The sequence below is a fragment of the Burkholderia cepacia genome (genome assembly GCF_029962485.1).
GTDB lineage: Bacteria > Pseudomonadota > Gammaproteobacteria > Burkholderiales > Burkholderiaceae > Burkholderia.
In genome coordinates, this window is sequence record NZ_CP073638.1 from 2734215 (window position 1) to 2747422 (window position 13208).

At 67.5% G+C, this 13208-nt stretch carries 10 protein-coding genes; 4 read left to right on the forward strand and 6 right to left on the reverse strand.

Going from position 1 to position 13208, the window contains the following annotated elements; all coding sequences use genetic code 11:
• The first annotated feature begins 20 nt into the window (after positions 1-20).
• A complete protein-coding gene (locus KEC55_RS28790; RefSeq protein ID WP_282508491.1) occupies positions 21-1697 on the forward strand; it encodes a S10 family peptidase in 1677 nt (558 codons plus the stop codon).
• Positions 1698-1770: 73 nt separating this feature from the next.
• Here the strand turns inward: KEC55_RS28790 and nadE are convergent, their stop codons facing one another.
• The 3 genes from nadE to KEC55_RS28805 form a co-directional block, all read right to left on the reverse strand.
• Entirely contained in the window at positions 1771-2619 is an 849-nt protein-coding gene (nadE, locus tag KEC55_RS28795; RefSeq protein ID WP_282508492.1) for an ammonia-dependent NAD(+) synthetase, read from the reverse strand.
• 211 nt (positions 2620-2830) lie between these two features.
• Positions 2831-3700 carry a DMT family transporter gene (locus KEC55_RS28800; RefSeq protein ID WP_282508493.1) on the reverse strand — a complete coding sequence of 290 codons (870 nt, stop codon included), beginning with the start codon at positions 3698-3700 and terminating at the stop codon, positions 2831-2833.
• A gap of 212 nt (positions 3701-3912) precedes the next feature.
• Positions 3913-4098, reverse strand: coding sequence for a hypothetical protein (locus KEC55_RS28805; RefSeq protein ID WP_006480515.1), 186 nt, complete (start codon positions 4096-4098; stop codon positions 3913-3915).
• Between the two features lie 207 nt (positions 4099-4305).
• Here KEC55_RS28805 and KEC55_RS28810 point away from each other — a divergent pair, with 207 nt between their 5' ends.
• Together KEC55_RS28810 and KEC55_RS28815 are read left to right on the forward strand one after the other, a co-directional pair.
• Positions 4306-5064, forward strand: a complete 759-nt coding sequence (locus KEC55_RS28810) for a DeoR/GlpR family DNA-binding transcription regulator (protein WP_059238924.1) — start codon at positions 4306-4308, stop codon at positions 5062-5064.
• A 105-nt stretch (positions 5065-5169) separates the two neighbouring features.
• Positions 5170-6963 carry a phospholipase D-like domain-containing protein gene (locus tag KEC55_RS28815; protein ID WP_282508494.1) on the forward strand — a complete coding sequence of 598 codons (1794 nt, stop codon included), beginning with the start codon at positions 5170-5172 and terminating at the stop codon, positions 6961-6963.
• A gap of 57 nt (positions 6964-7020) precedes the next feature.
• Here the strand turns inward: KEC55_RS28815 and KEC55_RS28820 are convergent, their stop codons facing one another.
• The 3 genes from KEC55_RS28820 to KEC55_RS28830 form a co-directional block, all read right to left on the reverse strand.
• Positions 7021-7695 carry a TetR family transcriptional regulator gene (locus tag KEC55_RS28820; RefSeq protein WP_176048528.1) on the reverse strand — a complete coding sequence of 225 codons (675 nt, stop codon included), beginning with the start codon at positions 7693-7695 and terminating at the stop codon, positions 7021-7023.
• Positions 7696-7823: 128 nt separating this feature from the next.
• On the reverse strand, positions 7824-9092 hold the full coding sequence (locus KEC55_RS28825) for an NAD(P)/FAD-dependent oxidoreductase (RefSeq protein WP_282508495.1): 1269 nt from the start codon (positions 9090-9092) through the stop codon (positions 7824-7826).
• Between the two features lie 146 nt (positions 9093-9238).
• Entirely contained in the window at positions 9239-10819 is a 1581-nt protein-coding gene (locus KEC55_RS28830; RefSeq protein ID WP_282508496.1) for an amino acid permease, read from the reverse strand.
• A 634-nt stretch (positions 10820-11453) separates the two neighbouring features.
• Here KEC55_RS28830 and amaB point away from each other — a divergent pair.
• On the forward strand, positions 11454-12965 hold the full coding sequence (amaB, locus tag KEC55_RS28835; protein WP_282508497.1) for an L-piperidine-6-carboxylate dehydrogenase: 1512 nt from the start codon (positions 11454-11456) through the stop codon (positions 12963-12965).
• Positions 12966-13208: the final 243 nt, after the last annotated feature.

The window sequence follows — 13208 nt, forward strand, 5'->3', positions numbered from 1 at the left end:
TCACCTCCAGGAGCAGCACGATGGGCATCGATTCCGCATCTTCCGGCGGCGTGTATCCGCTGCATCACGGCGACCACAATTCACACGGCGTGCCGCCGACCATCAACCCGGTCGCGCTGAGCCACGGCCGCGACCAGCCGTTCTTCGACCCGGTCGCGTACGGCAACGGCCCCGACGACTCGGTGACCGATACGACCGAGGCGGCCGCGATCACGCATCACACGATCCTGATCGACGACAAGCGCATCGCGTACACGGCGACGGCCGGCCACCTCGTGACGGTCGACCCGAGCAGTTCGCAGCCGGCCGCGAAGATCTTCTATGTCGCTTTCACGGCCGACGGCGCGACCGAGGAAACGCGCCCGGTGACGTTCTTCTATAACGGCGGGCCCGGCTCGTCGTCGGTATTCGTGCTGTTGGGCTCGTTCGCGCCGAAGCGCATCAAGACGTCGATGCCGGGTTTCACGCCGCCCGCGCCGTACCAGATGGAAGACAACCCGGACAGCATGATCGACCACAGCGATCTCGTGTTCATCAACCCCGTGGGCACCGGTTATTCGGCGGCCGTCGCGCCGAACAAGAACCGCAACTTCTGGGGCGTCGACCAGGATGCGGATTCGCTGAAGCAGTTCATCAAGCGCTACCTGACGAAGAACAACCGCTGGAACTCGCCGAAATACCTGTTCGGCGAATCGTACGGCACCGCGCGCAGCTGCGTGCTCGCGTACAAGCTGCACGAGGACGGTGTCGACCTGAACGGGGTCACGCTGCAATCGTCGATCCTCGATTACCGGCAGGCCGGCAACCCGGTCGGTGCGTTGCCGACCGCCGCGGCCGACGCGTGGTATCACAAGAAGCTCGGCATCACGCCGGCGCCGACCGATCTCGGCGCATTCGTCGAGGAAGTCGCGCAGTTCTCGCGCACCGATTACCTGAACGCGCTGCGCACGGTGCCGCATGCGGACCCGGCCGCCGTGCAGAAACTGTCGCAATACACGGGCATCGACACGGCGACGCTGCAATCGTGGAGTCTCAACATCGCGGGTTACGACACGCGCGGCAATTCGCTGTTCCTGACGACGCTGCTGCATGCGCAAGGGCTCGCGCTCGGCTCGTACGACGGCCGCGTGACCGGGATCTCGTCGGGCATCGCCGGCAAGATCGACCCGAACTCGGGCGGCAACGATCCGACGATGACGGCCGTGACGGGCGTCTATACGGCGATGTGGAACAGCTACCTGAACGAGCAGCTGAAGTTCACGTCGAACTCCGCGTTCACCGACCTGAACGACCAGGCGTTCCAGAACTGGGATTTCAGCCACATCGACCCGACTGGCGCGCAGCAGGGCATCGATGCGCAGGGGAACGTGATTCTCTACACGGCCGGCGATCTCGCGGCGGTGATGGCGTTGAACGTCGATCTGAAGGTGTTGTCGGCGAACGGTTTCTACGATTTCGTCACGCCGTTCTACCAGACCGTGATCGACCTGCAGCAGATGCCGCTCGAGGATCAGCAGGTGCGGCAGAACCTGTCCGCGCGCTTCTATCCGTCGGGGCACATGGTGTATCTCGACGGCGGCTCGCGCACCGCGCTCAAGCGCGATCTCGCGACGATGTACGACGCGACGGTCAGCAATACGGGTGCGCGGATGCGGATTCGCGCGCTGCAGGCGAAGAAGACGGGCGGGCACGCATAGCGGTGCCGGTCGATGATGTGCCGCGCGCAGCCTTTGCGGCTCGCGCGGCAGCGTCCGGGCCCGGGTGGCCGGCTTACGCGGCCGGCCAGTCGAACATCGTGTACGGCAGCGCGCGCTTGTGGCGCGAACCTTCGTGGAAGCGCAGCACGGTATCGTACACGTGGTCGCTGACCGCCTTGCCTTCGAGGAAATCGTCGATCTCGTCGTAGCTCACGCCGTATGCGTGCTCGTCGGGGCGCAGCGGGCGCAGTTCCTCGAGGTCGGCCGTCGGCACCTTCATCACGATCAGCTCCTCGCCGCCGAGCGCACGCGCGACCGCGCGTACGCGGCGCTTGTTCAGGCCCGCGAGCGGCAGGATGTCCGCGCCGCCGTCGCCGAACTTCGTGAAGAAACCCATCAGCGATTCGGCGGCGTGATCGGTGCCGATCACGATGCCGCGCTGCGCGCCGGCCACCGCGTACTGCGCGATCATGCGCTCGCGCGCCTTGATGTTGCCGTGCACGAAATCCTGCTGCGCGGGTGTTTCGAATACGTGGCCGGCTGCGGCCAGCGAGCCGAGCATCGCATCGGCGGCCGGCTTCACGTCGACCGTCAGCACCTCGTCCGCGCGGACGAACGCGAGCGCGCGCTGCGCATCGGCTTCGTCGTTCTGCACGCCGTTCGGCAAGCGCATGGCGATGAAGCGCGCATCGTAGCCGTCGGCGCGCAGGCGCTCGACCGACAGTTGCGCGAGCCGGCCGGCCGTCGACGAATCGACGCCGCCGCTGATGCCGAGCACGTAGGTCCGCAGGCCGGTTGAACGAAGGTACTGCGCGAGGAACTCGACGCGGCGGGCGATCTCGGCCTCGGCGTCGAAGTGCGGGGCGACGTTCAGTTCGGCAATGATCGCGCGTTGGCGGCTGGCGTAATCGGCGGATGTCATGAAGGAAGTTCCGGAACGAAATGCAAGGCGCCCATCATAAGCGCAATCGCGGCGCGCCGCCGCGCCGGGCGTGCGTTCCGGCGATTTCGCGTTGCTTCGGCGAGACGCGCTGCATCGCCGTGGTGCACGGTGCGCCGGGCGGGTGCAGGATGCCTCGCGACGGGCATCCGTGCGCAGGGTGTCGATGCGAACGAAGACCCGATGACCGCCGTCAGCGCCGCGCGAGCACGACGCCCACCAGCGCGAGCGCGAAGCCGGCGAGCTGGATCGCCGCGAGCGTTTCGCCGAACAGCCAGTAGCCCTGCAGCGCGGCCAGCGGCGGCGCGAGGAACAGCAGCGACGTCGCGCGCGCTGCATTGCCGCGGCGCAGCATCCACATCAGCATCGTGACCGCGCCGCCGGACAGGAACACGACGCCCCACACGAGCGACACCCACAGTGCCGGCGCGCCGATCCAGCGTGTTTCATGAAGCAGCGCGACGAAGACGGCCGCGACGATCGCCGCGCCGAAGTTCTGCACGGCAACCGCCGTGCGCAGGTCGCTCTGCGCGAGCTTGCCTTTCTGGTACAGCGAGCCGGCCGTGATCGATCCGACCGCCAGCACCGACACGGCGACGACGAGCCAGGCGGGCGCCGCGCCCGGCGGCGGCGCGACGCCGCCCGTGACCTTCGGCGCCAGCACGAGCGCGACGCCGGCGAGCCCGAGCGCCATCCCGAACCAGCCGCGCCTGGGCAGGCGCTCGTTGAACAGCGGGACGGCCAGCACGGCGGTGGCGAGCGGCTGCAGCGCGCCGAGCAGCGCCATGACACCGGCATTCAAGCCTTGCGCGACGGCCCAGTAGCTCGCGCCGAGATAAACGCCTTGCAGCAGTGCGCCCGCGATCAGGTGGCGCGGCCATTCGCGGCGGGCCGGCCACGGTGCGCGCACGACGAGCGCCACGACGCCGAACAGCGCGGCCGTGCCCGCGAAACGCGCGAGCAGGAACAGGTTGGGATCGGCGTAGGGCTTGATTGCCCGCGCAACGATGAAGCCGGTGGACCACAGCGCGACGAACGCGGCGGCGACGATCGAGGTAAGCATGCGTGACGGGCCGCGAGGCGGCCGGACAGAAACGGGAAGTCGGCCAGTATCGGGGGAAGCGGCGCCGGCGTCTTGTCGAATCCTGCACTCATGCGGGACGATGCGCGGCAGTGCCGGTCGTCACGGTGCTTGGGGGGGGCGGCGCGGAAGGGAGGGGTGCCGCGCCGCACGAGGCAGCGCGGGCGGGCGCGAAGCCGTGACGGTCCGCCGAATCAGTCGATCGAGAACGTGTCGAGCGGCTGGTTCGCGCGCGCGTCGGTCGCGAAGCGCGCGGCGAGCTGTTCGTAGAGCCGGCGCGCCTCGTCGAGCGTCAGGTCGATCCAGTACGGATCGCCGGCCGCATCGTTGAGGCGTTCGGGCGGAAACTGGATTTCGATCACACTGCCTTTGCGATACATGGCGCGAGCCCCTTTGCTTGATCTGTCGTTCGGCGAAACGCAAAGTGTAGCAACCGGCATCGCGCCGATTCGCGCGCGTGAGGCAATACAGAATTTCGTTTTCGGGAAACGCGGCCGGCTCCGTTTCGCGCCGTCGTCAAATGCCGGTCAAACGGCCGTAATACAATGGCCGGCTTACCCATTACAGTCGCCTCGGGCGCACACGCGATGCTGGCGGAACAACGTCATCAATACATCCTGTCGGAGCTCGGTCGGTCGGGCGCGCTGTCGGTCGCGGAACTCGTCCGTTCGCTCGACGTGTCGCGCGAAACGGTCAGGCGGGACCTGAACGCGCTGGCCGCGCGCGGCCTGCTCGTGATGACGCACGGCGGCGCGCTGGCCGCGGATCGCCGTGAGCCGAGTTTGTCCGAGCGCGAAGCCGCGAACGCCGAAGCGAAACGCACGATCGGGCGGCGCGCGGCCGAATTCGTGCCCGACGATGCATCGGTGCTGATCGATTCGGGCAGCACGCCGCATGCGGTCGCGCTGGCGCTCGCCGACCGGCACCGGCTGTCGATCTACACGAACGACTGGCGTACCGCGTTCGTGCTCGCGCGGCGCAACGGCAACCGCGTGACGTTGCTCGGCGGCGAGCTGTCCGACGACGAGGACGCAACCTTCGGGCTCGACACGATCCACCAGCTCGCGCAATACCACGTCGATTTCGCGTTCGTCGGCGCCGGCGGCATCACGCCCGACGGCGAATGCACCGACTACTCGCGGCTCGCGGCCGAAGTGCGCAGCCGGATGATCGCGGCGGCCGGCACGGCGATCATCGTTGCCGACCATTCGAAATTCGGCCGCGTGACGCCGGTGCGGATCAACGGCACGGCCGCCGCCCGCTATCTCGTGACCGAGCGCGCGCCCGACAAGGCCGTGCGCCGTGCGCTGACCGCGCGCGGGATCGAACTGCTCGTGTGCGACTGACGCGCGTCCGACATACAAGGTTCACCGAACCGTCATCCCGCGGGAAGAACCGCCGTCAACACTGACCCATTCACCTCGACCGGCCGCCAGGCCAGGGAGCAACGAATGACCGTCAGCGTGCGCAGCTATCTTTCCCCCACCTTGGTCCTGCTGGCCTTCGACTGGCCCGATGCGGCGTCGCGGTCCGATTTCCTCGGCTTCGCGATCCGGCGCACGCCGGGCTTCTGGTCGATCGACGGCAAGACGCGTGCGCCGGACAGCTGGCTGCCGAACCGCCTGACGTTCGACGGCCCGGCCGCCGACACGCAGGGCGACGCACCGACCGACCAGGCGCCGATCCAGAAATTCATGTGGTGGGATGCGCGCATCGATCCTCAGGACCGCGATGCGTCGTTCCGCTACGACGTCTATCCGGTCGTCGGCACGCCGGCGAACCTGCAGGTGCTCGACGCGCAAGCTGGCGTGTGCGATGTCGTGCTGCCCGCGCACATCGAGGACGGCATCGGCACGTGGTTCAACCGCGCGGTGGTCAGCTCGCAGGCGTTCGCGAAGCAGGTTGCGGCGCTGGGCCTCGCGCCGAACGAGGCGCCGAGCGACGCGCAGGCGCTGAAGCTGCGCACGTGGCTCGCGAACGACATGGAGCAGGTGTTCGCGGAGATGCTCGACCCGGCGTCGCGTGCGGCGTCGGCCGTTTATCACCTGACCGACACGCTGTGGGCGCTGCCCGCATTCGAAGCATTCGGGCGCAAGCACGGCGAAGCGTCGCTCGCGATCGTCTACGACGCGCACACGACGGCGCGCAAGGGCAAGCCGCCGCTGCCGTCGCCGAACCAGCCGGCCGTCGACGCGCTGCAGGGTCTCGCGACGCTCGCGCCGCGCGACAAGACGCACATCATGCACGACAAGTTCGTCGTGACCGATGTGCCGTCGAGCCCGACGCCCGCGCGCGTGCTGACCGGTTCCGCGAACTTCACGACCGAGGGGCTGACCGAGCAGGCCAATGTGCTGCACGCGTTCGACTCGCCCGTGCTGGCCGCGCTGTACAACGACCGCGCGCATGCGCTGGCCGGGAATCCGTCGATCGCGGAGACGGCGAAGCTGACGTCGGGCTGGTCGGCGCCGATGACGATCGGCAGCGCGCAGGTACGCGTCGCGTTTTCTCCGGAGCCGGCGGGGCAGCGCACGGAGATCGACACGATCGTCGCCGCGATCGCGGCGGCGAAGCATTCGGTGTCGTTCTGCCTGTTCATGCCGACCGACGCGGCGCTGCGCGACGCCTGTTTCGCGGCCGGCGACCGCGGGCTGATGATGTTCGGGCTGGTGAACAAGATCAACGTCGGCAGCGCGACGAAGGCCGATACCGCGCAGCAGGCTGGCCAGACGCTCGATGCGGCGACGCTCGCGAATCTCGAGCTGTACCACCGCAGCCGCGACAACCACGACGTGATCGATGCCGCGTATTTCTCGCCGGCCACCGTGCCGCAAGGCTTCACGCCGGAACTGCGGCTCTTTCCCGGCGAGCCGGCGCCGGCCTTTCCACCCGTCGTGATCCATCACAAGTTCATCGTGATCGATGCCGAAGGCGCGAATCCGGTCGTCTATACGGGCTCGGCGAACATGAGCCGCAACTCCGAGCAGTACAACGACGAGAACCTGCTCGAGATCCGCGACAAGCGGATCGCGGCGATCTATCTCGCGGAATTCCTGCGGCTCTACGAGCACTATCGCGCACGGGCTCTGGCGATCAATGCGAAGCAGCACGGCACGGACGCGGGGACGGGCGCGCATGCGCGGCTCGCGCTCGCGCCCGATTCGAGCTGGGCGAAGAAGTATTACGTGGCGGGAAGCCCGGAAGAGAAGGCGCGGATCGCGCTGGCGTCGACCGCGCCGACGGACTGACGCGCTGAAGTGTGAAGGGCGCGGATGGTGCGCGCCCCGGCTGGCGGTTGCCGCCGCTTACGCGGCGACGTAGCGCAGCACGGCGTCGGCGATCGTGTCGCGATGCCGCGCGCGCAGGCGCGGCGCCGACGGGTCGCGGCCGAACGCGGCGCCGAACGTGTAGCGGTTCGACACGCGGTGGAAGCAGAACGAACTGATCAGCAGGTGCAGGTCGAACGCGTCGATGTCCTGGCGGAACGCGCCACTGGCCGCGCCACGCTCGACCAGTTCCTCGAGCGTCTTGATGATGCTGACATTGCGGTTCTTGAACGACTTCAGCTGTTCGAGATACTTCGCGCCGTGGATGTTTTCGATCGACACGAGGCGGACGAAGTCGCGATGCTTGTCGTGATAGTCGAACGTGAATTCGACGAGGCGGCGCATGCCTTCGCGCGGCTCCATGTCGCCGACGTGCAGTTCCTGCTCGAGCGCGCGGATGTCGCCGTACACCTTCTCCAGCACGGCCTCGTACAGGCCTTCCTTGCTTTCGAAGTAGTAGTAAAGCATGCGCTTCGTCGTGTTCGTGCGCTCGGCGATCGCGTCGACGCGTGCACCGGCGAGGCCCATCGCAGAGAATTCCTGCGTGGCGACATCGAGGATGTTGCGCTTGGTTTGCTCGGGATCGTATTTACGCCGCGCTTCGGACGCAAGCGCGCGGGTGTCGGACGTGGCGGCCTTGCTTCCTGCTTTCATGTGACTTTATTGTGGGTTCGCGGCGGCTTGGAAAAAGCATTCTAGCATGTGGGAAACCCCCGCCCGGCCGACCTTCCGCTCTAATCGGCCAGGCCATCCGGCCCGGCCGTTTCAGCCCCCGCGGCCGCTCAGCGGCGGCAGGATGCGAGCGCGTCGCGGGCCTGGTACGCGGTGTACGTGAGCTGCGCGGCAGCGAGGCCGGCCAGCCCGAACGTGCGCGTGAGCCCGAACGCGTTGAAGCCTTCCGGCACCGGCCGGCCTTCGGCCAGCGCGGCGGCGAGCGCTTCGCCGGCCACCGTGGTCGGCGCCATCCCGTGACCGCCGAACGCGATCGCGTGCCATACACCGTCCGCGTCGCGGCCGATCTGCGGCATCTTGTGCCGCGCGTAGCTCATCAGCCCGCCCCACGCGTAGTCGACCTTCACGCCTTCCAGTTGCGGATACACGCGCAGCAGGTCGCGCCGCAGCAGGCGCGCGATCGCGTCGGGGCCGCGGTCGAGCACCGAGATCCGGCCGCCCCACAGGATGCGCGTGTCCTTCAGCGGGCGGTAGTAGTCGAACGCGAAACGGGTGTCGTAGATCGCATACGGCGCATCGATCGCGTCGGGCAGCCGCGTGCCGAGCGGTTCGGTCGCGATCACGTAGGTCGCGATCGGCAGCACCGCGCGCTCGATGCGCGGCGACACGCCGCGTGCGTAACCGCCGCCGGCGAATACGACGTCCTTGGCGCGCACCGTGCCCTGCGCCGTGCGCACGACGTACCCGGCGCCTTCGCGCGCGATGCCGAGTGCCGCCGAGCGTTCATACACGCGTGCGCCGCCGCGCGATGCGGCCGCCGCGACGCCGAGCACGTACTTGAGCGGATGGAAGTGGAACGCGTTCGGCTCGAACAGGCCGCCGTAATAACGCTGCGTCTTCAGTCGCTCGCGCAGTGCGCCGGTCGGGACGGGTTCCCAGTCGACGCCGAGTTCCTTCTTCATCAGCGTACGCACGCTGTCGAGCCGCGACGGATCGTCGAACCAGTTCGCGAGCATCACGCCCTGGTCGACGATGTCGCAGTCGATCCCGTAGCGCGCAATGCGCGCGCGGATCAGGTCGACCGCGTCGACGGTGAGCCGGTACAGCCGGCGCCCTTCTTCAGGGCCGAGCGTGCGCAGCAGGTCGGCGTTGTCGAGGCTGTAGCCGCCGAACACGAAGCCGCCGTTGCGGCCCGACGCGCCGAAGCCGACCCGTTCGCTGTCGAGCACGACGACGTCGTGCACGCCGCGCTCGACGAGGCCGAGCGCCGTGCACAGGCCGGCGAGGCCGCCGCCGACGATGCAGACCTGCGTGTCGATCGTGCCGGTCAGTTGCGGGTAGGGCTGGCGGGTAACGGTGGCTTCGTAGAAGTTCTGCATGCGATTTCGATGATTCGTAACGGCGGAAAAACGGACGGCGCGCGTCGATCTTGCCTGAACGCGCGCGCCGCGTCGAATGGGGGTTGTCTGGGCGCCGGCTGCCGCGCGAGGGCGGCGGCTGGTGCGATGCGGGTCGATCCGGGTGGTCAGGCGCCCGGCGCCGGGTTGGCCGGACGCGCGACGTAGCCCGCGTAGCCGGCGTCGGCCTGCGGCGCGGTTTCAGGCGTCGCGTTGCGTTCGATCCACGGTGCGATCTCCATGTCCTCGTAGCGTACAAGGCGGCACTTGCGCACCAGCGCATAGCCGAGCCAGATCGCGAGGAAGAACGGCAGGCCGATATAGGTCGCGGCGACGCCGACCCAGTCGATCTTGTCGGAGAGGAACGCCTGGTAATCCTGGCCGAGCGCGACGACCGCGCACAGCGCGAACGCGAACAGCGGGCCGAACGGGAACCATTTCGCCCGGTACGGCAGCTGGTCGAGCCGGTAGCCCTGCTTCAGGAAACCCTTGCGGAAGCGGTAGTGGCTGACCGCGATACCGAGCCACGTGATGAAGCCGGCCATGCCCGACGTGTTCAGCAGCCACAGGTACACGGTCTTGTTGCCGTATAGCGACGTGAGGAAGCACAGTGCGCCGACGGCCGTCGTCGCATACAGCGCGTTGCGCGGCACGCCGCCCCGCGACAGCTTCGCGAAGATCTTAGGCGCACGGCCTTCGACCGCGAGGTTGTAGAGCATCCGCGTCGACGCGTACATGCCCGAGTTGCCGGCCGACAGCACGGCCGTGAGGATCACCGCGTTCATCACGCCGGCCGCGAATGCGAGGCCCGCGTGGCGGAACACGAGCGTGAACGGGCTCACGCCGATGTCGGTCACGTCGCTCTTCAGCAGGCTCGGGTCGGTGTAGGGAATCAGCACGCCGATCACGAAGATCGCGAGCACGTAGAACAGCAGGATCCGCCAGAAGATCTGGCTCACGGCGCGCGGGATCGTCGTGCGCGGGTTTTCCGATTCGCCGGCCGCGACGCCGATCATTTCGGTGCCCTGGAACGAGAAGCCCGCGATCATCGCGACGCCGAGCATCGTCGCCCAGCCGCCCGCGAACGGCGCATCGCCAATCGTGAAGTTGCTCCAGCCGGCGCTCGGGCCGCCGCGCATGATCCCGAAGATCATCAGCAGGCCGACGCCGACGAACGCGAGCACCGTCAGCACCTTGATCAGCGCGAACCAGTATTCGGCTTCACCAAAGCCGCGCACCGACAGCGCGTTGAGCGCGAAGATCAACGTGAGGAACAGCGCGCTCCACCAGACGCCAGGTACATGCGGGAACCAGTAATTCATCACGAGTTGCCCGGCGACGAGCTCCACCGCCAGGGTTACGGCCCAGCTGTACCAGTAGTTCCAGCCGAGCGCGAAACCGAAGCCTTCGTCGACGAACTTCGCGCCGTAGGTCGCGAACGAACCCGACACCGGCATGAACGCGGCCATCTCGCCGAGGCTCGTCATCAGGAAGTACACCATCAGGCCGATCACCATGTACGCGAGCATCGCGCCGCCGGGGCCGGCCTGCGAGATCGACGCGCCGGACGCGACGAACAGGCCCGTGCCGATCGAGCCGCCGATCGCGATCATCCGCAGATGGCGGGCTTGCAGCGCACGGTGAAGGGACGGCTTCGCGGGCGGCGAGCCGGACGGACGGGGCGAATCGGGGCGGGCATCTGAATGCATGGCGGGCGCTGGGCGCTGTCTCCGGGATTGTTTTTTCGGCGACGAAGCGCGACGCGTTGCCGGCCGCGGGGCGGGCAGCGGTGATGCGGTGCGGAAGCGGGCTCGACGAGCCGGGCCGCGAGGCGTGTCGCGTTCGTCTGGCGTCCGGCTGCCGTAGTGGCGGCCGGCGGCGCGCCGGGTGCGCTGCACCTCGACGTCGCCCCGATTGTGTGTGCCCGATGCACGGCCGGCAAACGATATTTCCGAACAGGGTGATGCAGGTTTGTCATCAACTTGAGTCGCGCCACGGTGTGTCTGACAGCATGGCTACGGGCTTTGGATACGTCCCGTATCAGGACGGGAACGTACGGGCTGGACCGCCGAGTTGTTGCGTTTTGAGAATGAAGTCGTGAGTTAATATCAATAGCGGCCCGACTTGTGGCCACCGACAATGTGTTTCATGGATCGTGCCTTGCGAGGCGGGTGTGCGCCGTCCGGCCGGGCTTCCGGCGGTGGCGCAGCGCGATGCGCCGTACGGCGCATCGGGCCCGCCGCGCGGCGCATCCGCTTGCACAGGGCGCGCGAACGCGCTCCAATCGAATCACGCGGGCGGCGCTGCCGCCGCACCGATCAATCTGTCCCTGAAGAGGAAGTGATGCAATTCAACGACATTCTTGCCGCGCTCGATATCGATCTCGCCCAGTGGAAAGGCAATGCGCTGACCGCGCGTTCGCCGCTCGACGGCGCGACGCTCGCGACGCTGGCTGTCGACACGCCGGCCGACGCGGAACGCAAGATCGACGCCGCGCACGACGCATTCCTCAAGTGGCGCACGGTGCCGGCGCCGGTGCGCGGCGAACTCGTGCGCGTGTTCGGCAACGTCCTGCGCGAGCACAAGGCCGAGCTTGGCCGCCTCGTCACGCTCGAGGCCGGCAAGATCACGTCGGAAGGCCTCGGCGAAGTGCAGGAAATGATCGACATCTGCGATTTCGCGGTTGGTCTGTCGCGCCAGCTTTACGGCCTGACGATCGCATCCGAGCGCCCGGGCCACCGGATGATGGAAACGTGGCACCCGATCGGCGTGTGCGGCGTGATTTCGGCGTTCAACTTCCCGGTTGCGGTGTGGGCGTGGAACGCGGCGCTGGCGTTCGTGTGCGGCGATTCGGTCGTGTGGAAGCCGTCCGAGAAGACGCCGCTCACGGCGATCGCGTGCCACGTGCTGCTCCAGAAGGCGATCCGCGAGTTCGACAAGACGCATCCGGGCGTCGCGCCGGAGGAGCTGAGCCAGCTGGTGCTCGGTATGCGCGATGTCGGCGAGGTGCTGACGGCGTCGAAGAAGGTGCCGGTCGTCAGCGCGACGGGCAGCGTGCGGATGGGCCAGGAAGTCGCGAAGGTGCTGAGCCAGCGTCTCGCGCGTGGCATCCTCGAACTCGGCGGCAACAACGGGATGATCGTCGCGCCGAGCGCGGATCTCGACCTCGTGGTGCGCGCGGTCACGTTCGCGGCGGTCGGCACGGCCGGCCAGCGCTGCACGACGCTGCGCCGCCTGATCGTGCATCGCAGCCTGGTCGAGCAACTGCTGCCGCGTATCGAGAAGGCTTACGTGTCGGTGAAGGTCGGCAACCCGCTTGAAGACGGCACGCTGGTCGGCCCGCTGGTCGATCGCGCGTCGTTCGACGCGATGCAGAAGGCGCTGGGCGATGCACGCGAGCAGGGCGGCGAGGTGAAGGGCGGCGAGCGCGTCGACATCGGTCATGCGGATGCGTACTACGTGCGTCCGGCCATCGTGCGGATGCCGAAGCAATCGGCCGTGGTCGAGCGCGAGACGTTCGCGCCGATCCTGTACGTGATGGTCTACGACAACTTCGACGACGCGATCGAACTGCACAACGCGGTGCCGCAAGGCCTGTCGTCGGCGATCTTCACGAACGACATGCGCGAGGCCGAGCAGTTCATGTCGGCAGCGGGCAGCGATTGCGGGATCGTCAACGTGAACATCGGCACGAGCGGCGCGGAGATCGGCGGCGCGTTCGGCGGCGAGAAGGAAACGGGCGGCGGCCGCGAGTCGGGTTCGGATGCGTGGAAGGCGTATATGCGCCGCGCGACGAATACGATCAACTACAGCCGGCAGCTGCCGCTGGCGCAGGGCGTGAAGTTCGACGTGTGATGTCGCGAGGGATTGAAGTGTTACGGGCGCTGATGCATCAGGTGACTGATGTAACGTAGTTGTCGTTTCAAGCGAAAAAGCCGGCCATGGGCCGGCTTTTTTGTTTTCTGGTGCGGTAATTGATTGGGCGAGGGTCGGGATGTTTTCGCGTGAGTGGATTCGTTGATGGCGTGTCGGGGCTAATTAATCGTACAAGTACGGGAATATGGAATTATTTTTTAGTGTTTCGTATGTGTATGAAAA